This is a genomic window from Halococcus agarilyticus, from assembly GCF_000334895.1.
GTDB lineage: Archaea > Halobacteriota > Halobacteria > Halobacteriales > Halococcaceae > Halococcus > Halococcus agarilyticus.
Genome location: NZ_BAFM01000005.1, coordinates 153,363 through 178,824 on the forward strand (window position 1 = coordinate 153,363; position 25,462 = coordinate 178,824).

31 protein-coding genes and 1 pseudogene are annotated in these 25,462 nt (G+C 66.4%); 13 read left to right on the top strand and 19 right to left on the bottom strand.

All coding sequences use genetic code 11. The features are described 5' to 3' along the window. Window positions 1-23: 23 nt before the first annotated feature. The 5 genes and pseudogenes from dapF to dapA form a co-directional block, all read right to left on the bottom strand. Window positions 24-854, bottom strand: a pseudogene (dapF, locus tag TX76_RS05845) (diaminopimelate epimerase); the annotation flags it as partial. Then, complete coding sequence (gene lysA / locus TX76_RS05850) at window positions 851-2,143, bottom strand: diaminopimelate decarboxylase (RefSeq protein WP_049900228.1); 1,293 nt, start codon at window positions 2,141-2,143, stop codon at window positions 851-853. The pseudogene dapF and the gene lysA, both read right to left, overlap by 4 nt. Then, window positions 2,140-2,967: a 2,3,4,5-tetrahydropyridine-2,6-dicarboxylate N-succinyltransferase gene (locus tag TX76_RS05855; protein ID WP_049900230.1), complete on the bottom strand. Its 828-nt coding sequence runs from the start codon at window positions 2,965-2,967 to the stop codon at window positions 2,140-2,142. The genes lysA and TX76_RS05855 overlap by 4 nt, the downstream gene beginning before the upstream one ends. Continuing rightward, window positions 2,964-3,767, bottom strand: coding sequence for a 4-hydroxy-tetrahydrodipicolinate reductase (dapB, locus tag TX76_RS05860; protein ID WP_049900233.1), 804 nt, complete (start codon window positions 3,765-3,767; stop codon window positions 2,964-2,966). Before dapB ends, TX76_RS05855 begins: the two co-directional genes overlap by 4 nt. Further along, window positions 3,764-4,696, bottom strand: a complete 933-nt coding sequence (dapA, locus tag TX76_RS05865) for a 4-hydroxy-tetrahydrodipicolinate synthase (protein WP_049900235.1) — start codon at window positions 4,694-4,696, stop codon at window positions 3,764-3,766. Before dapA ends, dapB begins: the two co-directional genes overlap by 4 nt. 567 nt (window positions 4,697-5,263) lie before the next feature. Here dapA and TX76_RS05870 point away from each other — a divergent pair. Further along, the gene (locus TX76_RS05870; RefSeq protein WP_049900237.1) at window positions 5,264-5,761 is read left to right on the top strand and encodes a LabA-like NYN domain-containing protein; all 498 of its coding nucleotides are present in this window, start codon (window positions 5,264-5,266) and stop codon (window positions 5,759-5,761) included. Window positions 5,762-5,781: 20 nt separating this feature from the next. Here TX76_RS05870 and TX76_RS05875 read toward each other — a convergent pair whose 3' ends face one another. Next, complete coding sequence (locus tag TX76_RS05875) at window positions 5,782-5,967, bottom strand: hypothetical protein (RefSeq protein WP_049900239.1); 186 nt, start codon at window positions 5,965-5,967, stop codon at window positions 5,782-5,784. A gap of 97 nt (window positions 5,968-6,064) precedes the next feature. Here TX76_RS05875 and TX76_RS05880 point away from each other — a divergent pair, with 97 nt between their 5' ends. Together TX76_RS05880 and TX76_RS05885 are read left to right on the top strand one after the other, a co-directional pair. Continuing rightward, window positions 6,065-6,523, top strand: coding sequence for a PUA domain-containing protein (locus tag TX76_RS05880; RefSeq protein WP_049900348.1), 459 nt, complete (start codon window positions 6,065-6,067; stop codon window positions 6,521-6,523). A gap of 37 nt (window positions 6,524-6,560) precedes the next feature. Continuing rightward, window positions 6,561-7,463 (top strand): amidohydrolase family protein, encoded by a 903-nt coding sequence (locus TX76_RS05885; RefSeq protein ID WP_049900241.1) that lies wholly within the window; start codon window positions 6,561-6,563, stop codon window positions 7,461-7,463. Window positions 7,464-7,513: 50 nt separating this feature from the next. Here TX76_RS05885 and TX76_RS05890 read toward each other — a convergent pair whose 3' ends face one another. Next, on the bottom strand, window positions 7,514-7,726 hold the full coding sequence (locus TX76_RS05890) for a hypothetical protein (protein ID WP_049900244.1): 213 nt from the start codon (window positions 7,724-7,726) through the stop codon (window positions 7,514-7,516). Between the two features lie 174 nt (window positions 7,727-7,900). Beyond that, window positions 7,901-8,329, bottom strand: coding sequence for a DUF5518 domain-containing protein (locus TX76_RS05895; RefSeq protein ID WP_049900247.1), 429 nt, complete (start codon window positions 8,327-8,329; stop codon window positions 7,901-7,903). A gap of 119 nt (window positions 8,330-8,448) precedes the next feature. Between TX76_RS05895 and TX76_RS05900 the strand changes: the two genes are divergently transcribed. Further along, entirely contained in the window at window positions 8,449-8,853 is a 405-nt protein-coding gene (locus tag TX76_RS05900; RefSeq protein ID WP_049900250.1) for a hypothetical protein, read from the top strand. A gap of 1 nt (window position 8,854) precedes the next feature. Here the strand turns inward: TX76_RS05900 and TX76_RS05905 are convergent, their stop codons facing one another. The 5 genes from TX76_RS05905 to TX76_RS05925 form a co-directional block, all read right to left on the bottom strand. Further along, window positions 8,855-9,934, bottom strand: a complete 1,080-nt coding sequence (locus TX76_RS05905) for a hypothetical protein (RefSeq protein WP_049900253.1) — start codon at window positions 9,932-9,934, stop codon at window positions 8,855-8,857. Further along, the gene (locus tag TX76_RS05910) at window positions 9,924-10,118 is read right to left on the bottom strand and encodes a DUF4177 domain-containing protein (RefSeq protein WP_049900256.1); all 195 of its coding nucleotides are present in this window, start codon (window positions 10,116-10,118) and stop codon (window positions 9,924-9,926) included. The genes TX76_RS05905 and TX76_RS05910 overlap by 11 nt, the downstream gene beginning before the upstream one ends. A 413-nt stretch (window positions 10,119-10,531) precedes the next feature. Continuing rightward, a complete protein-coding gene (locus TX76_RS17520; RefSeq protein ID WP_228842317.1) occupies window positions 10,532-10,792 on the bottom strand; it encodes a hypothetical protein in 261 nt (86 codons plus the stop codon). Between the two features lie 3 nt (window positions 10,793-10,795). Beyond that, the gene (locus tag TX76_RS05920; RefSeq protein WP_049900262.1) at window positions 10,796-11,191 is read right to left on the bottom strand and encodes a cupin domain-containing protein; all 396 of its coding nucleotides are present in this window, start codon (window positions 11,189-11,191) and stop codon (window positions 10,796-10,798) included. Window positions 11,192-11,442: 251 nt separating this feature from the next. Next, window positions 11,443-12,237, bottom strand: a complete 795-nt coding sequence (locus TX76_RS05925; protein WP_049900266.1) for a helix-turn-helix transcriptional regulator — start codon at window positions 12,235-12,237, stop codon at window positions 11,443-11,445. A gap of 184 nt (window positions 12,238-12,421) precedes the next feature. Between TX76_RS05925 and TX76_RS05930 the strand changes: the two genes are divergently transcribed. From TX76_RS05930 to TX76_RS05945, 4 genes are all read left to right on the top strand, one after another. Continuing rightward, on the top strand, window positions 12,422-12,907 hold the full coding sequence (locus TX76_RS05930; RefSeq protein WP_049900270.1) for a GNAT family N-acetyltransferase: 486 nt from the start codon (window positions 12,422-12,424) through the stop codon (window positions 12,905-12,907). Window positions 12,908-13,024: 117 nt separating this feature from the next. Next, window positions 13,025-14,410 carry a dihydrolipoyl dehydrogenase family protein gene (locus tag TX76_RS05935; protein WP_049900274.1) on the top strand — a complete coding sequence of 462 codons (1,386 nt, stop codon included), beginning with the start codon at window positions 13,025-13,027 and terminating at the stop codon, window positions 14,408-14,410. 76 nt (window positions 14,411-14,486) lie between these two features. Further along, window positions 14,487-14,837: a DsrE family protein gene (locus TX76_RS05940; protein ID WP_049900277.1), complete on the top strand. Its 351-nt coding sequence runs from the start codon at window positions 14,487-14,489 to the stop codon at window positions 14,835-14,837. A 147-nt stretch (window positions 14,838-14,984) separates the two neighbouring features. After that, on the top strand, window positions 14,985-15,428 hold the full coding sequence (locus tag TX76_RS05945) for a hotdog fold thioesterase (RefSeq protein ID WP_049900280.1): 444 nt from the start codon (window positions 14,985-14,987) through the stop codon (window positions 15,426-15,428). A gap of 19 nt (window positions 15,429-15,447) precedes the next feature. Here TX76_RS05945 and TX76_RS05950 read toward each other — a convergent pair whose 3' ends face one another. After that, entirely contained in the window at window positions 15,448-16,068 is a 621-nt protein-coding gene (locus tag TX76_RS05950) for a class I SAM-dependent methyltransferase (RefSeq protein WP_049900284.1), read from the bottom strand. Window positions 16,069-16,192: 124 nt separating this feature from the next. Between TX76_RS05950 and eif1A the strand changes: the two genes are divergently transcribed. After that, window positions 16,193-16,477: a translation initiation factor eIF-1A gene (gene eif1A, locus TX76_RS05955; protein WP_079890763.1), complete on the top strand. Its 285-nt coding sequence runs from the start codon at window positions 16,193-16,195 to the stop codon at window positions 16,475-16,477. A 208-nt stretch (window positions 16,478-16,685) separates the two neighbouring features. Beyond that, window positions 16,686-17,348, top strand: a complete 663-nt coding sequence (locus TX76_RS05960) for an HAD family hydrolase (protein WP_049900288.1) — start codon at window positions 16,686-16,688, stop codon at window positions 17,346-17,348. Window positions 17,349-17,396: 48 nt separating this feature from the next. On the opposite strand, the gene TX76_RS05965 is transcribed toward TX76_RS05960, so the two are convergent. Further along, window positions 17,397-18,248, bottom strand: coding sequence for a cupredoxin domain-containing protein (locus TX76_RS05965; RefSeq protein ID WP_049900291.1), 852 nt, complete (start codon window positions 18,246-18,248; stop codon window positions 17,397-17,399). A gap of 98 nt (window positions 18,249-18,346) precedes the next feature. Here TX76_RS05965 and TX76_RS05970 point away from each other — a divergent pair, with 98 nt between their 5' ends. After that, complete coding sequence (locus tag TX76_RS05970) at window positions 18,347-18,814, top strand: hypothetical protein (RefSeq protein ID WP_228842318.1); 468 nt, start codon at window positions 18,347-18,349, stop codon at window positions 18,812-18,814. Window positions 18,815-18,905: 91 nt separating this feature from the next. Here TX76_RS05970 and TX76_RS05975 read toward each other — a convergent pair whose 3' ends face one another. Further along, on the bottom strand, window positions 18,906-20,711 hold the full coding sequence (locus tag TX76_RS05975) for a peroxidase family protein (RefSeq protein WP_154019015.1): 1,806 nt from the start codon (window positions 20,709-20,711) through the stop codon (window positions 18,906-18,908). Between the two features lie 613 nt (window positions 20,712-21,324). Here TX76_RS05975 and TX76_RS05980 point away from each other — a divergent pair. Continuing rightward, window positions 21,325-23,547: a histidine kinase N-terminal 7TM domain-containing protein gene (locus TX76_RS05980; protein ID WP_049900298.1), complete on the top strand. Its 2,223-nt coding sequence runs from the start codon at window positions 21,325-21,327 to the stop codon at window positions 23,545-23,547. A 119-nt stretch (window positions 23,548-23,666) separates the two neighbouring features. Here TX76_RS05980 and TX76_RS05985 read toward each other — a convergent pair whose 3' ends face one another. The 3 genes from TX76_RS05985 to TX76_RS05990 are packed head-to-tail and all read right to left on the bottom strand — an operon-like array spanning window position 23,667 to window position 24,613. Continuing rightward, the gene (locus TX76_RS05985) at window positions 23,667-24,164 is read right to left on the bottom strand and encodes an Hsp20/alpha crystallin family protein (RefSeq protein WP_049900300.1); all 498 of its coding nucleotides are present in this window, start codon (window positions 24,162-24,164) and stop codon (window positions 23,667-23,669) included. Next, the gene (locus tag TX76_RS18005) at window positions 24,161-24,319 is read right to left on the bottom strand and encodes a DUF7559 family protein (RefSeq protein WP_195156004.1); all 159 of its coding nucleotides are present in this window, start codon (window positions 24,317-24,319) and stop codon (window positions 24,161-24,163) included. The genes TX76_RS05985 and TX76_RS18005 overlap by 4 nt, the downstream gene beginning before the upstream one ends. A 48-nt stretch (window positions 24,320-24,367) precedes the next feature. Beyond that, window positions 24,368-24,613, bottom strand: a complete 246-nt coding sequence (locus tag TX76_RS05990; RefSeq protein WP_049900301.1) for a hypothetical protein — start codon at window positions 24,611-24,613, stop codon at window positions 24,368-24,370. Between the two features lie 174 nt (window positions 24,614-24,787). Between TX76_RS05990 and TX76_RS05995 the strand changes: the two genes are divergently transcribed. After that, window positions 24,788-25,462: hypothetical protein (locus tag TX76_RS05995; RefSeq protein ID WP_049900304.1), on the top strand; the 675-nt coding region annotated here is incomplete at its 3' end.

Consider the following 25,462-nt stretch of genomic DNA (forward strand, 5'->3'; position numbering starts at 1 on the left):
GTCGCCGGCGGCCTCGGCGCTTCGGGGGCGTCGGCCGAAATCTCGGTCTCGCCCTCGCGCTCGGTCGGCCCGGCGAGCACCGCGCCGCGCTCGTCGAGCCGGACATCGAGGCGACCGCCAGGCGGCCGCACCGCGACCACTTCGGCGTCGGTGTGTCCGAGTTCGCGCGCGACCGCCGCGACCGCTACGGCACCCGTGCCACAGGAACGGGTCTCGCCCTCGACGCCGCGCTCGTAGGTGCGCTGATCGAACCCCTCGGAATTCGGGCTGGCGATCGTCACGTTCGCGCCGCGGGGGAAGGCGTTGGCGCGCCGCACCGCGGGGGCGACGGCGTCGAGGTCCACCGTCGAGACGTCGTCGACGAACGCGACCGCGTGGGGGACGTCGGTGTTCACCGCCGTCACGGTGAGGTCCTCGATTGGTTGTTCAACGAGCGGTTCGTCGCGCGCCACCGGGACGGCCGCGGGCGAGAAACTCGGGGTTCCCATCTCGATCGTCACGTCTCCACCGTCGTCGACCGTCGCGCGCTTCGTACCCGCCTGGGTATCGACCATGACGACCGTGGCATCGGTTCGCTCCGCGGCCCAACTCGCGGCACATCGCGCGCCGTTGCCGCACATCGGGGCGGTCGAGCCATCCGGTTGAACGAGCGTCATCACGACCCGGGGCGAGGCGTAGCCGTCTTCGAGCGCGAGGAAGAGCACGCCGTCCGCGCCGACCGCACTTCCGAGGTCGAGGCCGTCCTCGCGATCGCAGAGCCTGGTGGCAAACGCCCGTCGATCGGCGACGGGTTCGGCGGCGTCCACCACGAAGAAGTCGTTGCCCGTACCATGATACTTCTCGATCGGGATCATCGCTCGGCCTCCAGGCGTGTGAGGTCGTCGATCGTCTCGCGGCGCACACAGACCCGCGACTCGCCGTCGTCGAGCGCGACGACCGCTGGACGCGGCCGGGAGTTGTACGTGTTCGCCATCTCGTAACCGTACGCACCGGTGTTGCCGACCGCGAGGAGGTCGCCGCGCGCCGGTGCGGGAAGCTCGCGGTCGCGCGCGAGCGCGTCCGCGGACTCACAGACTGGCCCCGCGACCGTCGCCGACACCGTCTCGCGCTCGGCGGCGTCCGGCGCGAGCGACCGGATCGCGTGGTGGGCGTCGTACAGCGCCGGTCGGAGGAGGTCGGTCATCCCGCAATCGACCCCGGCGACCGTGGTCTCGGGCGTCGGTTTGACGGTGTTGACTCGGGTCACCAGTACGCCGGCATCGGCGACGAGATACCGGCCCGGTTCGATCCCGAGCGTCACGCCGGAAACACCTCGACCCTCGGCACTGCCGAGTGCCTCGCGTGTGGCCGCAGCGAGCGAGTCGAGATCGAGCGGCGATTCGGTCTCGCGGTAGGGGACGCCGAACCCGCCGCCGACGATCACGGTGTCGAGATCGATGCCGCGATCGACGACTTCACCGGTCAGTTCACCCATCCGAGCGACCAGCGCTCGGTGGGCGTCGAGGTCGTCGGCGTCGAGGATCCCGCTGCCGGCGTGGGCGTGGAGGCCACGAACGTCGAACCCGCGGTTCGCGGCCTCGCTCACGACGGCCGCGGCGCGCTCGCCCGGAACCCCGAACTTCGGATCGGTGCCCGTCCGCACCTTCGCGTGGTGGCCCGCGCCGACGCCGGGGTTCACCCGGACGAACAGCTCCCCCGTCCAGCCGCGCTCGGCGAGCCGATCGAGAGTGTCCTCCGCACCGACCGTGATCGCGATCTCACGGTCGGCAGCGAGATCGACTACTCGATCGAGATCCCTGGCTGGCGGGTTGACGGCGGTGTAACGCACACGGTCGAACCCTGCATCGAGCGCACGGACGACCTCGCCGGCGGCGGCGCACTCGGCCCCCAACCCCGTGTCGGCGATCGTTTCCAGCACACTCTCGATGGCGTTCGCCTTCACTGCGTACCCGATCTCGGCGTCGGGGAACGCCCGCCGGAGCCGGTCGGCGTTCTCGCGCACACGATCGAGATCCACGACGTACAGCGGTGTTCCGTGCTCGGCGGCGAGGTCGCGCAGACCGGCCGCCGGCCAGTCGGCGAGGCGTCTGACGGGCGGGTTCGCGGCCGCCACCGACGAAGCACTGGCAGCCTCGGTGGTCATCGGAGCGCTTCCTCGCGTTCGGTCGCTTCCAGCGTTCGATCCTCGACATCGGTCGCCACCACGGCGGGCTTGTACGCCCCGCCGTCGAACAGGTCGTGATCGCCGACCGACGACTCGACGAATCTGGTGAACACCCGGCGCTCGGGTGGCAGGCGACCGTAGATGATCTCCTCCTCAACGAGGTCGTAGACCGGAATCCGGGGCGTGAGCAGCGTGTTCTCGCCGACCACCGAGTCGTGGCCGACCACAAAGCCCGATGTGACACGACAGCCCGCACCGAGCGAGACCCCATCCTCGATCACGACCGGTGCGTCCTCCACTGGTTCGAGCACTCCCCCGATGAGCGTGTTCGCGCCAAGCTTGACGTCCGCACCGACCTGGGCACACGAGCCCACGGTGTCACACGAGTCGACGAGGGTGCCGTCGCCGACGTGCGCGCCGGCGTTGACGAAGCTCGGACTCATCAGGATGGCGTCGCTGCCGACGTGTGCGCCCCGTCGGATTACCGTGCCGTCGGGCGTGTTTCGGGTCCCGCGATCGCCGAGGTCGTCGGTCCGGCGCAACGGGAGCACGTCGTGGTAGTCGACGCCACCGTACTCCCGACCCTGGGTCTCGCGGAGGCTGAAGTTGAGGAGGACGCCCCGCTTCACCCACTCGTTGGCCGCCCACTCACCATCACGCTTCTCGGCGGCCCGGACCTCGCCGGCTTCGAGCGCGTCGAGGAAGGCGTCGAGCGTGTCGCGCTCCTCGCTTCCTGCGTCGCTCGCGATCAGTCCGTTCTCGGTGCGCCGCCACAGCTCGTCGATCTCGGTTTCGAGATTCATGGTTCACCCTCGATGACGTCGGCGAACTCGTACGTGCCAGGCGCGCGCCCTGCAAGCCACCCCGCGGCGTCGAGCGCGCCAGCCGCGAACACCCCTCGGGACTCGGCGCGGTGGGCGAGCGTGAGCACCTCGTCGTTGCCCGCGAGCATGATTTCGTGTTCGCCCCGGATCCCGCCGGCTCGCCGGACGTGGACTCCGATCTCGCCGTCTTCGCGCGGTTGTTCGCCTTCTCGACCGTAGGTCCGCTGCCCGGCGCTCTCCTCATCCTGTCCGGTGTCCGCGTCGCTTCGTACCGCGTCGATGTCGTCGAGCAGCGTCGTCGCCGTCCCGCTCGGCGCGTCACGTTTCCGGTTGTGGTGGGTTTCGGTCAGTTCGATGTCATACTCCGGCAGCGCCGCGACGGCCTCGACGAGCGCCGACCGAAGCGCGCTGACGCCGCGCGAGAAGTTCGTCGCCCACAAGACAGGCACCGACTCGGCGGCCTCGCGGAGCGCCGACTGCTCCGCGTCGTCGAGTCCCGTCGTGCCGGTCACGAACCCGACGCCGGCTTCGGCACAGGCCGCCGCGTACTCGGACGACGACTCGGGGCCAGTGAAACCTACGACGACTTCGGGCTGATGCTCGGCGAGGAGATCGGGGAGGGCGGCTGCGTCGTGGACCGCGTGACCGGCGACGCGCTCACCGTCCGCAGGATCGCGGTTGACCGCGAACGCCACCGCCACGTCGTCGCGCTCTTTGGCCGTTTCGAGCACCGCACGACCCATCGCGCCCGTCGCGCCCGTGACCCCGACGACCGTCACCGTTCGGCCTCCGGCGCTACGGGTCGTTCGTTGCGTTCGGTGCTCGCGTCGTCGAGATCCGCGAGGATTCTTTCGAGCGCGTCGCGGTGGTCAGTTCCGAGCCGCGAGAGCGGCGCGCGCAGGTTGCCCGCGACGTGGCCGCGGATCGCCAGCGCTTCCTTCAGCGGGATCGGGTTGGTCTCCCAGAACAGCGCTCTGAACAGCGGCCCGAGTTCGTGGTGGCGCTCGTGCGCCCGGTCGAACTTCCCGTCGAGCCCCGCGTGGACCATCTCGACCACTCGCTCGGGCTCGACGTTCGCAGCGACGCTGATCGTCCCACGAGCGCCCGCGGCGAGTAGCGGTAGCGTGAGTGCGTCCTCGCCTGAGAGCACGGTGAAATCTTCGTCACGGGTGCGCTCGATTAGTTCACTCGCCCGGCCGACGTCGCCGCTCGCAGCCTTGTAGCCCGCGACGTTCTCGTGGTCGGCGAGTGCCGCTGCGGTGTCGATCTCGATGAAGCGTCCCGTGCGGCCGGGGACGTTGTAGACGATCTGCGGCAGATCGACCGCGTCGGCGACCGCCCGGAAGTGTGCTTCCATCCCTGCGGGCTCGGGCCGGTTGTAGTACGGCGAGATCAGGAGGAGCGCGTCCGCGCCCGCTGCCCGCGAGCGCTCGGCGAGCTCGATCGCCTCCCGGGTCGCGTTCGAGCCAGCGCCGGCGATCACGGGGATCGAGACCGTCTCGGCGACCGCCTCCACGACCGCGACGTGTTCGTCGTGAGTCAGGGTGGCGCTCTCGCCCGTCGTGCCGACGGGCACGAGGCCGTCGACGCCCGCGCGTTCGAGGCGGCGGGCTTCGTCCCTGAGTCGGTCGAAATCGATGCTGTCGTCGGATGCAAATGGCGTGACCATCGCGGGGAACACGCCGTCGAGGTCGAGTGGTGGTGTCATTCGGTGTCGTCGTTGTTGGGTGGATCGGTGTTGAGACTCCGCAGCGAGACGCTCGAAAACGGCGCGCGACGGGATGCTACCCCGCCGCGAGCCAGCTCACGTGCGTTTTGTGTCCGCGCGCCGGACACCACACCCACGGCTCGCGGGCCGGCCGAACCAGGGTGCACGCCGTCGCATGCCCGCTACACCGCGCCCGTCGGACTTATACATTGGGTCGCGTGCGATACCTGCCGAACTTCGAGTCGTGTGGTAACGGCCCGACCGTAACACGTTTCGAAGAAGATGTTTTCCCATGAACCGTACGCCACTCTCAGATTCGATAGGGAGAGCTGATTCGCCTGCGACAAACACTGACACAAACGAGAGACCGCAGGCCACGTCCTCCCCAACCGATTCCCTCGTTCGCTCACTCCGTTCGCTTCCTCAGTCATCCCTCGCGCGAGTCGGGCGTCTTCGACGCCCTCCCGCGCGCCACCGCGACTGGCGACGAACCGTTTTTGCTGGACAGTACGGAACCACACCCGTCCGTGGCGAAACGCTTTACCGGGCAGTCTGTCGACTACCGACATGTCGAACGTCCATCCGGCCCAGCGCGTCGCAGTGCTGGTCGACGCGCAGAACCTCTATCACACCGCCCAGAGCGTCTACTCGCGCAACATCGACTACGCCGAACTCCTCGATGCGGGCGTCGCCGGGCGCGAACTCACCCGGGCGATCGCGTACGTCATCCGGGCGGACTCGCCCGAGGAGGAGAGCTTCTTCGAGGCGCTCGTCGACATCGGCTTCGAGACCAAGATCAAGGACATCAAGACCCACGCCGACGGCTCCAAGACGGCGGACTGGGACGTCGGGATGATCCTCGACGCGGTGACGCTCGCGCCGCATCTCGACACCGTCGTGATCTGTACCGGCGACGGCGACTTCTCGCGGCTCTGTTCGCATCTCCGGCACAAGGGCGTCCGGGTCGAGGCGATGGCGTTCGAGGAGTCCACGTCGGAGGAGCTTCTCGACGCCGTCGACGGCTTTACCGACCTCTCGGAGCGACCGGAGGCGTTCCTGCTGTAGCCCGATCCAACCCTCGCGTCTCAGACCGCGCCCTCTGAGGTCCCGACGAGCAGCGTGCCGGCGGCGATCCCGAGCGCGGCGATCGCGGCCAGCGGGACCGGGATCGAGACCGAGAGCAGCGACGTCGGGAGGGCGAACAGGAGGATGATGACTGCGCTCACCACGATGAGGGCCGCCCCACCGAGGACCTTGGTGCGTTCGTCCATTACTCGTGGGTGCGCTCCGATCGACCTAAATCGCTTCGAAACCGTTTCGGGGGACTCGATGGACGCGCTTTTGCTTGCCGACGACGGACCCGAACCGATGGCCGACGACGAACTCGCGCGACTGCGCACGATCGCGGACTACCAGTTCGGCCACAGCGCCGGCGACGCGCTGTTTGCCGGCGACCCGGAGATCCGACACACCGCGACCGGCCGGCCGGAGCAGGTGTTCGCTGGCGGCGAGCGCCTCGTGACCTACGGCGTCGACGGCCGGTTCACGCTCGGCCTCGCTGGCGGCGAGCGACTCCGCGGAGCGTTCGCCGCTCCCCAGGCCCGCGTCGTCGTCGGCGAGGAGAGCGCGCCGTTCGTCCGCGAGGGAAAGAACGCGTTCGCGAAGTTCGTTCGAACCACCGATCCCGCCGTCCGGCCAGGCGACGAGGTCTGCATCGTCGGCCCCGACGACGACCTGTTCGGCGTGGGGCGGGCGACGCTCTCCGCCGACGCGATGGCCGACTTCGAGACCGGGATGGCGGTCAAGACCCGCGAGGGTGCCGACTGAGAGGTGCCGACACCCGGCAGTCGGCGACCGACAGTATATGTGGCTGGTCCCCGAGGAATCGATGATGCTCGACATCGACTTCCCGTCCGAGGAACCGCGCTTCGTCGACACCCACGCCCACCAGCCGACGAGCGAGTTCCTGGAGGATGCCGGCGGCGAGATGATGGGCGACGCCGCCGGGAAATTCGGCACCGATCTCGAAACCTGGGGGTTCGACGAGATGGTCGAGGAGTACCACGAGGCCGGCATTCGCCACGCGGTCCTGCTCGGCTGGGACGCCGAGACCAACACCGGCAACCCGCCAGTCACGAGCGAGTACGTCGCCGAGGTGCGAGACGAATACCCCGACTTCTTCACCGGGTTCGCGGGCGTCGATCCGCTGAAGGACGACTGCGTGGAGTCGGCCGAGCGCGCGATCGAGGACCTCGATCTCTCGGGGTTCAAGTTCCAGCAGATCGCCCAGGGGTTCGACCCGAGCGCGCCCGAACACGACCCACTCTGGAACACCATCGAGGATCTCGGCGTTCCGGTGGTGTTCCACGGCGGGAACTCCACGCTCGGCGCGGGCAGCCCCGGCGGACGCGGCCTCCGAATCGAGCACGGGAATCCGATGCTGATCGACGACGTGGCCGCCCGGTTCCCCGATCTCCAGATCCTGCTCGCCCATCCCGCCTTCCCGTGGGAGAAAGAGCAGCTCGCGATCTGCCAGCAGAAGGGCAACGTCCACATGGACCTCTCGGGGTGGCTCCCGAAGTACATCGACGACCAGGTGCTCCACTACGCCGGCACCATTCTCCAGGACAAGGTGATGTTCGGGACCGACTACCCGATGATCCGACCCCGCACGTGGCTCGAATCGTTCGCCGAGCACACCGACTACCCGGAAGAAGTCGAACGGAAACTGCTGTGGGAGAACGCCGAAGCGTTTCTCGATCTGTAATCGACGGACAGCGCGTCGCCCGTTCGTCGCGATTTCGCGTAAGCGCCCGTTCAGTCCGCGGTACTCGACGACCCGTCGTCGGACTCCCCACCCATGTCGACATCCATTCCGTCGTCACCGTCGCTTCCCGATCCCGAGAAGAACTTCCGCTTGACGTATCGGACGCCGAGCAGCGTGCCGAGACCGGTGACGATCGCTCCGGGGATGCCGTATTTCTTGTATCCGTACGTTGCCGCTTTCTTGACCGCAGTCATCGCGAACATGCGACGGATCCAGTGCTGGTGAAGACAAAAGCCCTGTGCTTGCACCCCTCGATCATCGTGGAACGGTGGCATTACCGACCGCACGGTACCTCCATCGGTCGGATGACTTCAGGGGTCCATTTCCCCCGTCCAGCCCGCAAACCCCGTGTCGAGATCCGCGAAGAACAGCCGGATTTAGCCGCTGACAGTCGTGTGGTTCTTCGGACCGGTTTTCCGCGAGAGCCATCTACCGATCGCTGATCCGACTTCGCCAACCACACCGACCACCAAGACTGCGATCGATACTACACCGGCCAGCATGACTGTCTGTATGGCTCCGGCGAACAGGGGCTGGTTGAACGACGTGATGCTTCCGAAAGCGAGACCCATGTCCCAGACGATCGGGAGTGACCCGATCGCGCCTGTCCGGAATCCGATCCGACGAGCGTTGTTCGAGCCGTTGCGGGTCAGCAAGCCACCGACGAGACCAGCCCAGAAGACGATCCCGCAGTTGTACACCCCAGATGACGAGTTCGCTACGACGAACGCAGCCGAGACGAGCCCCGCAGGGACTGCATACACCCACGGATGCTCTGTCACGGTTTTCCGGAGTGTTTCGACCATCCTGTATCAGCCTTTTACTAACGATTCGAACATCATATACCCATCGACCGACCAGCGCTCCACCGTCCGCCCGAGCAAGTGCAACGCTCAAGGGACCCCCCGACCAATCGTCTCGGTATATGAGTCGACGGATTCCACGCCGCCAGGTTCTCGCGAGCGTTGCGCTCGTCGTCGCCCTCGGGTTCGGCGGCTGTCTCACGGTCGGCCCCACCGTCACGGCCGACACCGGCAACTCGGCGGTCTTCGAGCAGGTCTCGACCGACGAGCCGTGGGCCAGCGGCCGGGTGAAGACCTCGGTGACGCTCACCCCGAGCGCGACGACCGAGCAGGGCGTTTCGAAACTCGTCGTGATCTCCGGAAGCGGCTCCAGCTTCGACACCACGACGGTCGAAACCGGTCAGAGCAGCGGGATCAGCCTCTACCTCCCGGCGAACGGGAACGCGACGATCACCGCCGTCAACACCGTCAACGGGACGGTCGTCGACACGACGACGGTCACTACCGGCGGCAACGAACTCGTCTGACCTATCGCTGCGAGTCCCTGAGGATCAGCGGACCGATGGCGAGCGTCCGCTTTGCGACCGTTGCGACTCGGATGATGTAGGTGAGCAAGAGGAGGAAGGGGAGCAAGGAGACGGTGAACGCGCCGGCGACGACCAGCAGGATGTTCGAGATTCCGAACAGCGAGCCGGTGAACGAGCTGCCACCGACGAACGCGAGCGTGCTGCCGGCGACGACCAGCGCGGGCACCGAGACGTAGAGGATGAGCTGCGAGAGGTTGATGAGCGCCCACTCGAAGTACAGCGTCTTGATGTGCTCGCGCGCCGGTCCGAACATCGACAGCGTGGTTTTCAGCTCCTCGAACAGCGCGCTGTCCTCGTCGGTGAGGCTGTCGGCGTGGTCGTCGGCCATGCGTTCGACCTGGAAGATCTTCCAGCCGTAGTTGTAGTTCAGCGCGGCGAACAGCACGTCGAACGAGCCGAACGTCGCGCCGTCGAGTTCGTCTCTGACCTCGTTCGCGTTGCCGGTCACGCTGTCGGTGAACTCGTCGACTTCCGCGCGGAGCTGGTCGTTGTCGCTCTCGGCGATGGATCCTCGAAGGGCCTTCGCCCGGCGTTCGGTCGCGTTGACGATCGCGCGGAGGAACGCCGACGGATCGGCGGGCGTGGGCTGGCCGATCAGTTCTTTGGTGTACTCCCGGAAGTCCATCGTGTCGCTCATCCGTGCGTGCTGCTCGCCGAGCGGGCCGTTTTCCTGGGAGATGACCAACTGGCTGATCGTGACCACGAGCGTGGTCCCGGTGATGATCGCGCCGAGCATCGTCGAGAACATCGTTTCGATCGTGTCCGCGGACGTGGCGACCGACGCGAACGGCGGATAAACGAGGGTACCGGCGAGCACGAACGTGACGAACACCCCGATCGCCAGCAGTGCGGTCACGACGAGGCGGTTCGCCCCGAGCACGGCCCAGAGCTTGAGGCGGCTCTCGTCGGAACGCTCGCGCATCGTGTCCGCCGTCCCGATGCTGATATCCTCGTCGGGATCGGCGTCGATCTCGGTGTCGCTGTCCGGATCGGCCTCGATGTCGACCTCGCTACTGCTCATGTGAGTCCTCCTCGACGGGTCGCTTGAAAACGAAGTACTTCGTCCCGCCGCCGACGTACTCGACGGTCGAGACGAGCTCCCACCCCTCCCCCCCGAGGTCGTTCAACTGAGCCTTCGGATCGATCGCCTCCTTCTTGGTCGAGCCTCGCGGTGGGCGAAGCGTTTCGTACTCCCACTGTGTCATGGTCCGGTGTTCACGGCAGTCCCGTTGCGTTCCGGAAGCTAAACGGCTGTGCTTTCGGTGGCTGTGTCTGGCCTCTCAGTTCGTGAGACGGGTGCTCGAAAGCTCGATCAGTCACACGACGTCCTTTCGGCACTATCCGACTGGGACGCCTCGTATCGTACCGATCCCGGTGGACATCGCCGCCTCGACGATCGGGGAGAAAGCCGTCAAGTCCCGGTGGAGGGGTTGGAGCTTTCGTCCGAGAAGATCGACGATAGCGACGGCACTGATTCCGACGACAGCACCAACACATCAGACAATGACTGCTGGCTGCCGATCGACCATCCCGTTCGGAACTGCACGACCCTCGTCGGAGCCGCGATCGTCCGGATGGAACACCGCCCGGGACAGTCGCTCGAACGTTCCGCTCCCCCTCACGGCGTCTTACAGTAGTGGACGAAGACTTTGTGGCCCGCTGGGCAGTGGACTTTCTCGTACTCTCCGACGAGTGCTGCACTGCGTGTCACTGTTATCTCCCTCCCTGCATCGGGAGTCGGTGCGGTCGCCGTCCGCCCACAGTCCGGGTGTGGACACGTCACTTCCACCAGGTCTTGGGCCGTCAAGGCCGCCTGGCGCGCCTCGGAGAGCGCCTGGCGGAACGCGTCGTCAGCGCCCCGGTCGTAGATGCTTGCCACGTTCTACCCCTCCAGCTCCTCCATCCTGCTTGCCATGTGCTCGAAGACTTCGATGTGGTCGTCCTGCGGGCTGAACAGGACGAACTCCGTGTCCTCCTCGACCCAGAGCGTGTGTCCCGGCGGCCAGTAGAGCTGCTCCCCCGCCTCGCTGACCGCTTCGGTCCCGTCGCTGTAGCGAAGGTTGATCGCGCCGTCCAGCACGTAGCCCCAGTGGGGACACTGACACATGTCGTCCTCCAAGCCTTCGAGGAGCGGCGTGAGGTCGGTTCCGGCGGCGAACCGAATGCGTTCTGCGGCCAGCTCGCCGTAGTCGGTCGCCGCGCCGAAGTCCGGCTGCTGTCGTACGGTCGCGTTCGGCGTCTCCATCGCAACTGGCAGTTCTTCTTTCGATTTCTGCATCGTTTTGCCTCCCGGCGAGAGACGATACCGTGCGGGAGATAATGTAGGCATCTAGTGCAATTATGCAGTCCATGACGGTCTTGCGGAGGGTGCAAGGGCGTCACTGGCTGCAAGCGGGTGAACTGTTCTGGTGGGCGAATCCGTTCGATGGACCAACTCTTCGCCAACACCGAGCGTTACAGCCGACAACACGGCAGTCGAGGGCAAGTCCGGGATGATCACGACAGATCACGAGCGGGGCGTCCATCGGCTCACGCCACGATGGTTTTCGGATTGAGGGGTCGAGCGTCGCGTCTGTAGGACTCGTAGAGCGCTTCGGCCCACCGTCTCGCTTCGGGGGCGTCGGTATCGATCGTGGCCCGCATGACTCCGGTCTCGCGGTCGTAGCCAGCGAGTCCAATGCGGTCGTCGAAGATGGCGCAGGCGCACGGGAGGTCATCGTTCGTCAGAACGGTCAGATTGCCGCTCTCGATGGCCGCCGGGACCTGTTCGGGGTGCAGGGTCAGGACCGTCTCGGTGAGGTCGGACGGCCACATCAACTCCGTCTCCATGCCGTCGATGGCGTTCCGAAAGAGCACGTTCATATCCGATTTGACGGTCGTCGGAGTAAACCCACGTATAGTCTCTGTCTCCTCGACCAGCTCGACGAATCGGTTGGCGGTCCGGTGAGGCGAACCGAACTCCGGAACCGTGACGACCGCATCGGTAAACGACTCGACGTCGAATCCGATCTCCTCGGTCGGGAGCCACTGCCAGACATCGCGCAGCGTTTGCTCGGTTTCCATTCGTTCGAGCAGGGTCATCAGCCCTTCCGCGACGAACGCACCCAGCGGTGTCGCCTCGTATCGGTGCTCGATCCGCTCGATCCAGCACCGATCCTCGAACTCGCTCAGCATCCGCCCGATGGTGGACGACGATGCGCCGGTCAGCACTCGAAGGTCGGCCCGGCTGTGCGGCCGCTCGGCCAACGCGTCGAGCACCGCCACGCGGTGCTCCGAACGCACGAGGAACTCGACCTCGTCGAGTGGCTGGTCGATATCGTTCACGGGCCGCTCGTTGGGACCTTCATGGTCTACTATCCTATCTGTTTCTGAATGTTGCTGTCATAACGCCACCAGCTTTTTCCCTCGTGCTATCGGACGGGCTGAGCGCGATCGTTGTACGTCCGAACGTGCGCTGCCGAACCGCTCGCGTCGAAACGGCTATCCGCGCCGCCACGGTACGAACCACATGATCGTTCGTGAAACGGAGTCCGCCGACGTCGACGCCATCGAGGCGGTGGCGCGGGCGTCGTGGGAAACCGACTATCCGGCGATACTCAGCCGCGAGACCGCCCGCGAGGGCGTCGAGGAGTGGTACGCAGCCGATCGACTCGCTGCCGAGATCGAGAGCGACGACGCCCTAGTGCCGGTCGCCGACGGCGAGGACGGAGTGGTCGGGTTCGCCCACGCGGTCGCCGAGGAGGCGAGCGGGACGATCCTCCGACTCTACGTCGCCCCCGAACACCGACGCGAGGGCGTCGGCGGCGACCTGCTCGATCACACCCGCGAAGCGCTCGGGGAACGCGGTGCCGAGCGGGTCCGGGCGATGGTGCTCGCGGAGAACGAGCCCGGCAACGAGTTCTACCGCCGTCACGGGTTCGAACTGGCCGAGGAGAGCGAGACCGTCATTGCCGACACGCCCTACCGAGAGAACGTCTACGTATCGGAGCGGTAACCACGTCCTCCCACTGACCACATCCTACCGACGGCAGCCAGCAGCCGCAACCGGTAGTGCGTGACTCGCTGCGGACGGCAAACCACTTTATCCGTTCCTGTCGTCAGGAGAACTGCAATGACACAGTTCGATCTCATCGTGTTCGGCGGTGGCACCGGCAACACGGTCGCATCGGCAGCAGCCGCCGAGGGTCTGGAGACCGCGCTCGTCGAGAAGGGGCCGCTCGGCGGGCTGTGTCTCAACCGTGGCTGCAACCCCTCGAAGATGTTGATCCAGCACGCGAACGTCGCCAATCAGGTCCGGAACGCCGATCGGTTCGGGATCGACGCGACCATCGACGAGATCCGTTTCGGCGAGTTCGTTCGGGCGGTGAACGCGGAACTCGCCGACGCCGCCAGCAGCAAGGAGACGAACAAGCGCGAGGAGGAACACCTCACGCTGTTCCAGCAGGAGGCACGGTTCGTCGACGACCGCACGATCGAGATCGTCGAGAACGGCGAGACTCACACGGCCGAAAAAGTGGTCATCGCAGCCGGCTCCCGGCCCGTGGTGCCCGACGCGATCGACGGACTCGCGGACGTCGACTACCTCACCAGCGACGACGCCATCCGGCTCGAAACACCGCCCGACCGGCTCGTGGTGCTCGGTGGCGGGTACATCGCGGCGGAGCTCGGCTACTTCTTCGAGTCGTTCGGCACCGACGTGGCGCTGATCGAGATGGAAGACAGCCTGGTGTCCCGCGAGGACGACGAGGTGGCGGCGGCGTTCACCGAGATCGCGGCGGACCGTCACGACGTACACACCGGTCACCGAGCGTCGTCGGTCGCCAAGTCGGATGGCGAGATCACGGTTACCGCCGAGTCGGAGAACGGTGACGAGGTCGCGGTGTCGGGCGACGAACTCCTCGTCGCGCTCGGCCGCCGGCCGAACACCGACGGGATCGACCTCGACGCGACGAGCGTCGAGACCACCGACGCCGGGTTCATCGCGACCGACGAGCGGCTCCGGACGAACGTCGAGAACGTCTGGGCGATGGGCGACATCGCCGACAACGGGATGTTCAAACACTCCGGCGACTACGAAGGCGAAGTGATGATCGACAACGTGGCGCGCGAATCGGAGCGGGTAGCGGATTTCACCGCGCTGCCCCACGCCGTCTTCACCGAACCTCAGATCGGCGCAGTGGGCGAGACCGAATCGGCGCTCGACGATTCGGGTCGGGAGTACGTCGTCGGACGGGCCGAGTTCACCGACACCGCGATGAGTCGGGCGCTGAAACTCGATCACGGGTTCGCCAAGGTCCTCGCCGATCCGGACACCCGCGAGATCCTCGGGTGTCACGTCATCGGCCACGAGGCCTCGATGCTGATCCACGAAGTCACACCGGCGATCCGGTACGGCGCGACGGTCGACGACCTCGCGAACACCCTCATCCACGCCCATCCCTCGATGAGCAAAGTGGTGATGAAGGCCTGCAAGGACGTCCCTGAGAGCGTGGAGTAGACTCGGCGCAAACGATCGAATCGTCGGGATGTGCAGGCACAACTGTTACCTATCAACGTGCCGTCCTCGAGGACGCATGCTCGACGACAACAAGACCGTTTTCCACCTGATCGAGGGCGGTTCGGACGAACAGGATCTCGCGCTCACACTCGCGGAGAACCTCGCGGGCGACGAGTCCATCGACATGGACGACATCGCGGTGCTCGCTCAAGCGGAGGGCATCGATCCAGTGACGACCGACGGGGAAAAGAGCGACCGCGTCGAATCGCTCGTCGACGACGGCGTCTCGGTCAAGGCGTGTTCCAACACCCTCGAGATGTTCGATCTCACCGAGTCGGACCTCGTCGACGGCGTCGAGACCGTCTCCTCGGGCGTCGGCGAACTCACGCGCCTCCAGAACGACGGGTACGCCTACATCCGACCGTAGCAGGTCACGAGGGCCGGTGACCGGTTTCCCGTCGATCACTACCCACTGCCTCCACACCAGTGTACTGCGTCGTAGTCACATACCACCGTCCGTCGGTTCGCCGGCGGAGCCCACATCGGTTTACGCCGCCGATGCATCGGGCACGCCATGACAGCCGACGAACCGGCCGTCGAGGGGGACATCCGCGAACGGATCGCGAGCGACCCCTACTGCGACACGCTGGGGATCGATCTGGTCGATCTCGGGCCAGGCACCGCGCGCACCGCACTCACGATCACCGAGGAGTTGCTGAACTTCCACGGAACGCCCCACGGTGGGGCGGTGTACTCGCTCGCGGACGCGGCGTTCGCGGCGGCGTCGAACTCGCATGGAGAAACCGCCCTCGCCCTGGAGACCAACATCTCGTATCTCGACAGCGTCGAGGTGGGAACGACGCTCGTCGCGACCGCCGAGGAGACACACGCGAGCGGGCGAACCGCCGAGTACGAGGTCGTCGTTGTCGGGGACGTCGGGGATCGAAACGAGAAGGGGGAAGACGGGGGCGACGCGGTGCGGATCGCGACCTTCCGTGGGCGGGTCTATCGACCCTGACCATCGGCTCCGTGCGAGGTCAGTCTCGCGTGGGCCTGAACACCCGAAGCGTGCCGCGTTTGACCGGCTCCGCTCCGATCTCGGTGAAGCCACGGTCGGTGAACACGTCCTTCCAGTTGCGGTAGTACAGCGGGACGCCGTCGACCTCGTTCACCGCGTCCGTGGCCGCGCCCCGACGATCCGCCGCCTCGCCCTCGTTTTCGGCCGTGATGAGGCGATCGTCGGTGATCCGGTGGAGTTCGTCGAACACCCAGTCGTCGTCGGGGTGGACGTGTTGCAGCGTCTCGACCGAGAACACGACGTCGAACCGGCCGTCGTCGAACCCGGTGATCGTGTTCTGGATGGCGTCGACGTGAAACGTGCCCTGGGCAGCGAGTTCGGGGTAGGTCTCGGCCATCACGTCGAGCGCGTCGGGGTTGATCTCGATCCCGTGGAGGTTCTCGTAGCCGTGATCGTGGAGGTGCGCGAGGTGGCGGCCCACGCTGCAGCCGAGTTCGAGGATCGCCGCGTCGCGGTCGACGGATGCGAGGCGCTCGCGGATCGCTTCGCTCGTCGCGTTCGGCCCGTGGTGGGCGTAGTACGTCGGCGAGTACGCACCCGTTCGTTCCGCCCACCGTCGTCTGGCCTCGGAGGAATCCACGTCCGCCAGAGCACGTCGGCGCGTAAAGACACTCCGACTCCCGGTCCGTGTGCCGTTCCCGGGCCGTGTGCCGTGCTACCGGACGATGCCCATGACTTAACTGTGTCGGCTCCCTATGAGGGTTGTGAGTGAACAAAACGGGCGTCGAAACCTCCGTATGCCCGACGACGACGAGCTGTTCGCGGTCGTGACCGAACACAACGGCGGGAACCACGTTCGCGTCCGGTGTGAGGACGGCGAGAACCGGATGGGCCGGATCCCCGGCCGAATGAAGTACCGAACGTGGATCGAAGAGGGCGACGTCGTCCTCGTCGAGCCGTGGAGTTGGCAGGACGAGAAGGCCAACATCGAGTGGCGCTACAAGAGCCAGGACGCCGACCAGCTCCGACGCGAAGGCCATATCGAGTAGCGCTCGTCGCGCTCGAACGGCCAGGCCCCACCATCGAGGCTTCCACCACACGACCGCTACAGCGAACCGCCACGCTGCCCGGATCGGTGCTGTTTTCTCAGCGAACCCTTGTCCCTCGATCACACCCCACACACCGCTCGTACGGTGAGTGCCATCGGGAACGTCCGTGTCGAAACGCGCAACTCCCGCCCCCGGGTACGGCCGAGCAGTGACCGAGTACGATGCGGTGCTGTTCGACAACGACGGCGTCCTGATCGAGCCGCCGGCACCTGACACCCAGCGCGAAGCGACGCGGGCCGCGTTCGCCGAGATGGGTATCGACGCGGTCGATCGACGCCACGTTCTCGACGTCGTGAACGGCGTCACCGTCGAACGGCTCCACGAGATCTGCGCCGCTCACGACCTCGACCCGGACGCGTTCTGGGAAGCGCGCGAGCGCCACGACGAACGCTCCCAGCTGGACGCGTTCAGAGCGGGCACCAGGGATCGCTACGACGACGTTGCGGCGATCACGGACCTCTCGCAGGCCTGTGGCGTCGTGAGCAACAACCACCACTCCACCGTGGCGTTCGTGCTGGAGTTCTTCGAGCTGCGATCGCCCTTCGACACCCACTACGGCCGCGAGAAGACCGTCGACAGTCTTTGGCACAAGAAGCCGAACCCACACTACCTCGATCGAGCACTCGACGACCTCGACGCCGAGTCGGCGCTCTACGTCGGCGACAGCGAGAGCGACGTGATCGCGGCCCGTCGGGCGGGCATCGACTCGGTGTTCGTCCGCCGAGCGCACTGCCGTGACGTGACTCTCGCGGCGACGCCGACCTACGAGGCGGACGACCTCCACGAGGTCGCGGCGATCGTCGATCGATAGTTCCTCGGTCGGATCGGGAAACGTCGCGAAGGAGCGTTCGTCTTCGAGCTACCCCTCAGCGCCGCCGGACGGTCCGCACGGCGGGAAGCCCTCGACCTGGACGAAAACCTGTCTGTTCTGTGGGTCGATCTCCTCCCAGCTCACGCTCCCCCGTTCGACGATTCGATCCGGTGCCATCGCCGGATCGCTCAGGACGGTGTAGGCGGTGAGTCCCGGCGGGCGGAGCGATGGTCCCTCGCTCTCGCCGCCCTCGCCACCGCCCTCCCCGCCGCCCGGCGGCTGGGCGCAGAGGTCCGGCAGGGGATCGGCCGCCGGGCCACTCACTTCGCCGACGACGATCCGCATGGCCATCCCGAAGATCTCGTGCGGTGCGCAGTTCATCTCGTAGACGCCTGGCTTCTCGAACGTGTAGAGCCAGTACCCGCCCTGAGGCAGCAACGGCCCGGAAAACGGCGGCACCAGCCGTGGGATCCGCCGTTGGTAGCCGAACTGCGGGTGGTACGCCACCACGTTGTGGTGGGGCGTCGCCATGGTGAACTTCACCGTGTCGCCCGGCTCGACGTACAGTCCCGTGGGCTCGAAGAAAAACCCCGCTCCGCCTTCGCCCTGACTGATGAGCGCCTGAACCTCGTGATCGGGTTCGACGGGTGGAGCGACCTTCGCGACCTGTGAGGAGAACCCGTACACCGGATGCACCTCGTGATCCGAGACGAGCGCGTTGCCGTCCTGGAGCCTGTCGACGGGGATGCGTCCGTCGCTCTCGTCCTCGTCGCCGTGAGCGCTGGCGATCCCGCTGAACGCCGAGAGGCCCACGCCAGCGCCGAGCGCCTGGATGACGCGTCGCCTGTCGAGTCCGTAGTCGATACCGCTGTCGTCCGTCGAGTGGTTCGGATCGGTCATGATCCACCGACAGCGTTCCGCCGTATCGTCGTATAGGTGGACGCTAGGCGGCTAGCGGGTGGACGTTTGGGGCGTCGAGTCCGAGGAGCAAACGGAAGGTGAGCCCACTCGTGACACTCCTCGACCGTCTTCGACATCTCGCACGCACCCCGCTGGCGAACCTCCGGCGGAGTCTCTGGTGGGTGCGCAAGACGTTCTTCACGAAGCCGCGCTCGTCGACTCGCTCGCTCACCGTGCCGCTGTCGGTCGCGGAGGTGACACGGTTGCTCGGCCAGCACCATTTCGAGCCCGGGTGGGAGCTCTCCTATCACTACCGAGGCGAGATCCTCAACCTCCGACGGGTCGAATACGTGGCTCATCCGTCCGGCCTCGAATGGTGGCAGGTGCATCTCCGTGGGTACGACCACCCGGACGGGCTCGAACTGGCGGCACACTTCGAAACCGAGCCGAGCGAACACCCCGACACGCATATCGAGACGGTGGGTCTCGACGTCGACCGGGGGATGGCAACGCTCACGGACCTACTCGACGAGCACGACGTCGAATACGAACGCTCCGACGGATGACCGTTCCGCCGACGTTGGCTGGCCCGTATCCAGCCGTCGGCTCGCGATTCACTACCTCGGACCGAGTCCGGAAACGAACTGGACGTTCGACTCAGTAGTCGAGCGCGAACGCCAGGAGGTCCCCCATCGTGAACTCGCCGTCGTCCGAGTGCGGTGCGGGAAGCGTCGGCTCCCAGCCGGGTTCGACTGTCAGGTACGAGCTCGGATCGGCGGCGGCCAGCCCGACCAGCACCTCCGCGACGATCCGACTCCCGACCGGCCCGAGTCGCTCGCCGCCCGTTCTCTCGCGTGCCTCGCCGAGGACGTAGTACCACAGCGGGGCCTCCGTCTTCGGGGGCTGGTCGTGCGCTTCCAGCGCCTCGTCGAACCCGATCTCCTCGTTCGAGAGGGGCTCCTCCTCCATCGCCCGGGCGACCGCCTGGCCCGACGGGAGGCCGAGCCGTCGGCCCCGCACGAGGTTTCGGGAGGCGAGCGATCGCAGCCACGGCTCGTCGGCGGTCATAAAGGGTAGATCGAGCAGGTCGGGCGCGAGCTTCGGATCGATCCCGGTGATCGGCTGGGGGTCGATATCGCCCTCGATCGCGAAGAGATGTCGCCAGTCGACGACCCTGTCCTGGGTGACTGGCTCGAACCCACGCCCCAGACTCGTCTGTGAGTTCGTGCCGAACAGTTCCAGGGGGTTGTCCGCGTCGAAGGTGTCGTTGACGCGGTACTCGAAGCGTGCCTGGCTGTGGCCGAACCGATACGCAGCGCCAGCGAATTCGAGCGGCAGGTAGGCGTCGTCGTCCCGGTCGATCGTGTAGTACTCGCGTTCGTCGCGGACCGCTTCGACGACCTCGGGCTGACAGACCCGCGGCAGGAAGTCCTCGAGGACGACCCACTGGTAGTGCCACCGAACGAGCTGTTGGGCCTCGCCGAACACCTCCTCGTCCTCGCCGTCGCGCAGCCAGTCCACGACCCGGTTGTGGAACTTCAACATTGCGTGCTGGAGCTGGGCGACGAGAAGGTTCTCGTCGTTGCGCGGATCGCCGATGATGGCCGTCCCGTCGCGGGTGCGCGAGAGGTCGTTCGGCTCGTCCGCGTCGTTGAGTCCGAGCAGGAACTTCTCGCCGTCGCCGGAGTGCGGTCCCGAGCCGAACGTCGACTGGTAGAGATGGCGGGAGACGTCGGGACCCGAACCGTAGACGTTGTCGAGGTCGAGCCGCGGCGTCCGGAAGTTCCGGAGCGCGTCGGGATCGTTCTGCCGGCTGAGGCTCGACAGCGGGTCGAGCGTGATGTCGTGATCGATGAACTGGCCGAGGAAGACGTAGCCGGCAGGGGCCTGGGCTTCCTCGACCGGCGTCTCGCCCTCGTCGAGAGGGCCGTCCGGGAGCCCCAGCTCCTGTAGGAAGGCCACGTCGTGGTCTGCGGCCTGGAGATACGGGAACAGCCGCCCGAATCGGCCGTGTCCCGGGGAGGCGGGGCCGCGAGGGACGTTCATCATCCCGCGGTGGTTGACCGTGCCGTGGTGGGGTATCGTCGGCATCCCCGGCTTCTCGTCCATCGACATCGACCCGCCCATCGATCCGCCGCTGGACGAACCCGTCTCGCCGTCGTCGGTCGACACCGGGACGAAGAGATCGACGGCGGTCGTCGTGTCGCTCAGCGCGACCGCTTCGGTGTGGAGATCCGTGTCGGCGTCGAGCACCCGGACGTAGACCTCCGGCACGCCCTCCTCCGGGCCGCCGATCAACTCCACGTCGAACACCAGTTCGAACCGCCCGTCGCCGTCGGTGTCGGTGGTGCCGAGCAGGTCGTCGGGACCGGAATCGGCGTCGAACGCTTCGATTCGCGTGTCCGCGAGGGGACCGTTCGGTGGTGAGACGACCGTGCCCTCGAGCGTGTACCGTTCGCTCATCGGCAGCTCCTCCCGACAGTGGAGCCCCTTCGCCGACCAGACCGATCGCTCGGGAACGGACCCGTCGCCCGAACGCCAGCGCGTGTGGTCCCGGTCACGGTGGTCGGTTCCGTCGAGGTGGCGTCGAGCGGCCACACGTGTTGCCGCCAGCCCCCGTCGTCGACACTTCCTTCGCTTGCGATATCGTTTGGACCCGTCATGATCCACCGGTAGCGTCGCCACGGACCGTGATATACCACGACGCTAGGTGCATAGCGGGACACCCGGGGTTGTTCTCGTTGGTGATGTTGCCGACGGAAGGTCGTCGTAGATTCAGGAGAACGGCAGTTCGGACGATCGCTGTTAGCTTCAGAGGGGCTGAGATCGGTCAAAAAACCGTCTGTAGCGGTTGTGTGTCGATATCGCACAGCTGCGGTGGAATTATTGTCGTTTTGGTTGATACTTGGTGTTGATGGCGAGCTATGCGCAGCTTCGAAGTGCCAAGTAAACGGGGGGCGGCGTTCACGGGATCGACGAACCGCGAGGATAGCGGGAAAGGGAGCCGGCTGAGATCGGTCACTGTCGCGTACGGCGTCGATCGGCGGTTCGAGACCCTTCCGGGGAGGCCGGGCTGATGGTGGGGTCGGCTCCGGTGTACGTGACGCTGCTCGCAGTTTCAGCGGCGGCCACTGTCGGATTGGGACTCTACGCGTGGCGACGGCGGCGCGCGCCGGGCGCACGGGCGTTCGCCGGCCTGATGGCCGCCATGACGGTCTGGTCGGCGGCCGGGGCCGCGACGACCGTTTCGTTCGATCCGGGGGCACACCTGTTCTGGGAGAACGTCCAGTACTTCGGGATCGCGTTCGTCCCGGTGTGCTGGCTGCTGTTCGCGACGGCGTACACGGGCTACGACGAGGTCGTCTCGCGGCGCTCGATCTGCCTGCTCTCGGCGCTTCCGGTGGCGACGCTCGCGCTGGTCTGGACCAACCCCTGGCACGGGCTCGTCTGGCTCGACAGCGAGGTGGTCGTCGTGGGCGGGATCGCCACGGTCCAACACCAGCTGGGGCCGTGGTTCTGGGTGAACTTCCTCTACGCGTACACGCTCATCGGCATCGCGTCGTTCCTGCTGCTTCGCCTCGCGGTCGTCTCGGAGTACCTCTACGCCGATCAGTCGGTTCTCCTGGGGATCGGGACGGTCGTCCCGCTCGCCGGCAACGCCGTCTCGGTGTTCGGATTGCTCCCGTTGCCCGGGTTCGACCTCACCCCGTTCGCGTTCACCGTCACCGGTGTGGCGTTCGGCTACGCGCTCTTCCGACAGCAGCTGCTCGATCTGGTGCCGGCGACCCGACGGATCGGGCGCGACGCCGCGATCGCCGACCTCGACGACGGCGTTCTCATCCTCGATACCGACCGCCGGGTGGTCTACGCCAACGCAGCCGCAGCGGCAGTGCTCGACCGCGAGCCGGTCGACGTGCTGGGCGAGCCGGCGAAACGACTCGTCGACGACACCGATCTCGACTTCGACGCGCCCGACGGTCTCGCCGAACTCGAACGCGGCGATCGGACCTACGAGGTCCGGACGTCGCCCATCGCCGATCACCACGATCGCGAGGTCGGGCACACGCTCGTCCTCCACGACATCACGAACCGGAAACGGCGCGAGCGGCGTCTCCGACAACAGCGCGACGAGCTCGACGAACTCGACGCGATCAACACGGTCATCCGCGAGATCAATCAGGCACTGGTCGCGGCGACGACCCGCGACGAGATCGAGCGCGAGGTGTGTGAGCGGCTCGTCGCGTCGGATTCCTACAGGGCGGCGTGGGCCGGACGGGGGCTGATCGACACCGGGGAATCGATCCGCTGGACCGTGGCGGTCGACGACCGTTCGGGCGCTGCGGCGGACGGCGGCGCTGCCGTCACGGTGGACCCGGCGGTGGCGGCGACGGAGGGTCGTTCCGAGACGGACACTCCGCGGATCGTTCCCGAGTCGATCGCCGACGCACCCACGGAACAGGGGTCGTGGACGTCGATCCCGCTGCTCCACGACCGGATCGTCTACGGGGTCGTGGTCCTCTGTACCACCCGGACTGGCGCGTTCGGGGAGCGCGAACTCGCCGTGCTCGCCGAGCTGGGCGAGACGATCGGCCACGCGATCAACGCCGTCGAGAAGGAGCAGCTGCTCGCCGCCGAGACGGTCGTCGAACTCGATCTCGCGTGTTCGGACCGGTCGTCCTTTTTCGTCGACGCGTCGCTGCGGGCGGACTGTACGTTCGAGCTCGACGGCGTGGTGCCGGCCGCCGAGGGGACGCTCCTCGCCTATTTCTCCGTCGCGGGTGCCACGCCGGAGCAGGTCCGGGAGCTGGCGGCCGACGCACCCGGAATCACGAGCATGCGAGCCATCAACGAGGACGCCGACGGTGGCCTGTTCGAGTTCGGGATCGTGGACGGTTCCCCACTCGTGCCGATCACGTCCTACGGGGCGCACGTCCGGTCGGCACGCGTCGCGTCCGGGCAGTGTCGGCTCGCCTGCGACGTCGCGTCCGAAGCCGACGCCCGGGCGCTCCTCGAACACCTTCGGGAGGCGTTCCCGAAGACGAACCTGCTCGCGAAGCGCGAATCGAACCGATCGATCGAAACGATGGAGCGGTTCCCGGACGACGGTCTCGACGACCTCACCGACCGCCAGCGCGAGACGCTCGAGATCGCCTACCGAGCCGGCTACTTCGACTGGCCGCGCGAGAGCACCGCCGAGGAGGTCGCCGCGTCGATGGGGATCGCCGCGCCGACGCTGCATCGCCACCTCCGGAGGGCACACGACAAGCTCCTCGCCGAGTTCTTCGAGGAGCACCGATGAGCGGCGGACGGCAGCGCGACGCTCGATTCGGGGCGTCAGGACCGGCCCACTCCCTGTGAAACGCCGGTTCGAACGCTCGATCGACGCTTCGCTCCGATCGGCGGTGTATGACGGAACAGTCAGTTCGACCCGTTCGCGGATCGCGTGTCGTCCCCGTCGTCGATCTCCTCGACGGCGCTCTCGACACCGTCGGTCGCGTCGGTCTCGTCCGCGGTCGAGATCCGAACCGGCTCGTCGTCGCGCTCCTCGGCTTTCGGGATCCGGACTTCGAGCGTGCCGGTGCTCGTCAGCGTCGCGGTCGCGGCCTCGGGATCGACCACCGCGCCGTCGGGGAGGGCGGCCCGGCCGTCGAGCGCGAGCCCGCGGCCCGGCGCGCGCATCTCGAAGCCCTCGTGATGATCGCGGACGCGATCGAGCCGGACGTGGACTGCGTCCTCGGCAAAGCGAACCTGAACGTCCTCCGAACTCGCGGCGGGCGCGTCGAACACCACGAGGTAGGCGTCGTCGCTCTCCAGGACGTCGGTCGGGAGCGGGCGGCGCTCCTGGGTGCGGCCCGCGATCCGTCCCATCCCGTCGAGCACCGCGTTGCCGACCGACTCGCCGACGTCGCGGATCATAGCTCGACGGCGTCGAGACAGTCGGTGCCGCCGCAGTAGGGGCATTGGAAGTCCTCGACGCCGACGTCGTCGGGCATGTCGTAGGTGTAGTGCAGCTCGAACATGTCCATCTCGCAGCTATCGTCCGTACAGACGACTTCGAGGGTTGCCGGCATACCTCCTCGTACTCCCGCGCGACCTATCAACCCCACGGGTTCCGGCACTCACTCGGGACGTTCGCCGTCGGTGCCACCGTTGGTGGCATTGGTGGCGATCACGAGGCCGCCGAACGGCTCCGAGCCAGCGGAATCGTCGCCAAGTGGTTCATAGCGCGTCGTCGTCAGACCGTACTCCCCGAGGAACTCCGCAGCCCTCTCGTCGGCTGACGGAACGCCGAACGCGACCTCCTCGCCGGTGGATTCGAGGGCTCTCGCCCCGATTCGAACCGCCAGTGGTCCGTTCCCCTCCACGAGTTCTTGGCGACGAAGAGGAGCTTTCTTGGCGTTTCGTCTATTGGTCTTGATTCTGCTGTCGACCCGTATTTACTTGTTCGCTTTCCTCACCTACACCTCTTCGAGTTCTGTGCTGACTGGTTCGAGGCACCGATCACGAGTTTTATTACAGACACTCACATCGCTCGATCAATGAGTGGCGTGCCAGAGCGACGAATCCACGGTGTCGATTTCAGCGGCGGAACGAGCGCGGCGGAAAGCATCTGGATCACGAGCGGCGATATCAGGGACGATCGGCTCGAAGTGCAGGACTGTCGCTCCGCGGCCGACGAGTTCGGAACGTCGGATCGAGACGCGACTCTTCGAGCACTTCGCGAGTTCGTCGCCGAGCGCGAACAGGCCGTCTTCGGGTTCGATTTCCCGTTCGGCGTTCCGAAGACGGTCACCGACGCTGAGGAGTGGTCCGACACTATCGACTCGGTTTCGGAACACTCCTCCGCGGAGGCGATGAAGGAAGCATACTCCGAACGGGCCCGCGAAGCAGAGGGTAATGGGGTGCATCTCAAACGTTCGACGGATGAAACGAACAATGCGTCCCCGCCATACGGACTCATCCCGTTTCGACAGATGTTCCACGGAGTCAAGCACGTGCTCAGACCGTTGCTAAGCAATGGGTCGGTTTCTGTTCTACCGATGCAGGAACCACAGCCGGACCGCGCGTGGGCGCTCGAAATCTACCCAGCAGAGACTCTCGACATCTCCGGACTTTGTGGCAAAAATTACAAAGGTGGCGACAAGGCGAGCCGAAAGCGTCGGAAGCGAAACCTCAATGGAATGCTTGAATGTGCCAATGGTATGTTGAAGAAC

Bases quoted from the DNA above. Each gene is read 5' to 3' on its own strand.
- TX76_RS05945 (WP_049900280.1), top strand. From the start codon at position 14,985: ATGACAGCCGACGAACCGGCCGTCGAGGGGGACATCCGCGAACGGATC.
- TX76_RS05940 (WP_049900277.1), top strand. From the start codon at position 14,487: ATGCTCGACGACAACAAGACCGTTTTCCACCTGATCGAGGGCGGTTCG.
- TX76_RS05920 (WP_049900262.1), bottom strand. From the start codon at position 11,191: ATGCAGAAATCGAAAGAAGAACTGCCAGTTGCGATGGAGACGCCGAAC.
- TX76_RS05905 (WP_049900253.1), bottom strand. From the start codon at position 9,934: ATGAGCAGTAGCGAGGTCGACATCGAGGCCGATCCGGACAGCGACACC.
- TX76_RS05890 (WP_049900244.1), bottom strand. From the start codon at position 7,726: ATGTTCGCGATGACTGCGGTCAAGAAAGCGGCAACGTACGGATACAAG.
- TX76_RS05975 (WP_154019015.1), bottom strand. From the start codon at position 20,711: ATGAGCGAACGGTACACGCTCGAGGGCACGGTCGTCTCACCACCGAAC.
- TX76_RS05885 (WP_049900241.1), top strand. From the start codon at position 6,561: ATGTGGCTGGTCCCCGAGGAATCGATGATGCTCGACATCGACTTCCCG.
- TX76_RS05900 (WP_049900250.1), top strand. From the start codon at position 8,449: ATGAGTCGACGGATTCCACGCCGCCAGGTTCTCGCGAGCGTTGCGCTC.
- dapA (WP_049900235.1), bottom strand. From the start codon at position 4,696: ATGACACCACCACTCGACCTCGACGGCGTGTTCCCCGCGATGGTCACG.
- TX76_RS05980 (WP_049900298.1), top strand. From the start codon at position 21,325: ATGGTGGGGTCGGCTCCGGTGTACGTGACGCTGCTCGCAGTTTCAGCG.
- TX76_RS05870 (WP_049900237.1), top strand. From the start codon at position 5,264: ATGTCGAACGTCCATCCGGCCCAGCGCGTCGCAGTGCTGGTCGACGCG.
- TX76_RS05910 (WP_049900256.1), bottom strand. From the start codon at position 10,118: ATGACACAGTGGGAGTACGAAACGCTTCGCCCACCGCGAGGCTCGACC.
- lysA (WP_049900228.1), bottom strand. From the start codon at position 2,143: ATGACCACCGAGGCTGCCAGTGCTTCGTCGGTGGCGGCCGCGAACCCG.
- TX76_RS05930 (WP_049900270.1), top strand. From the start codon at position 12,422: ATGATCGTTCGTGAAACGGAGTCCGCCGACGTCGACGCCATCGAGGCG.
- TX76_RS18005 (WP_195156004.1), bottom strand. From the start codon at position 24,319: ATGCCGGCAACCCTCGAAGTCGTCTGTACGGACGATAGCTGCGAGATG.
- TX76_RS05895 (WP_049900247.1), bottom strand. From the start codon at position 8,329: ATGGTCGAAACACTCCGGAAAACCGTGACAGAGCATCCGTGGGTGTAT.
- TX76_RS05855 (WP_049900230.1), bottom strand. From the start codon at position 2,967: ATGAATCTCGAAACCGAGATCGACGAGCTGTGGCGGCGCACCGAGAAC.
- TX76_RS05985 (WP_049900300.1), bottom strand. From the start codon at position 24,164: ATGATCCGCGACGTCGGCGAGTCGGTCGGCAACGCGGTGCTCGACGGG.
- TX76_RS05880 (WP_049900348.1), top strand. From the start codon at position 6,065: ATGGCCGACGACGAACTCGCGCGACTGCGCACGATCGCGGACTACCAG.
- TX76_RS05935 (WP_049900274.1), top strand. From the start codon at position 13,025: ATGACACAGTTCGATCTCATCGTGTTCGGCGGTGGCACCGGCAACACG.
- TX76_RS05875 (WP_049900239.1), bottom strand. From the start codon at position 5,967: ATGGACGAACGCACCAAGGTCCTCGGTGGGGCGGCCCTCATCGTGGTG.
- TX76_RS05965 (WP_049900291.1), bottom strand. From the start codon at position 18,248: ATGACCGATCCGAACCACTCGACGGACGACAGCGGTATCGACTACGGA.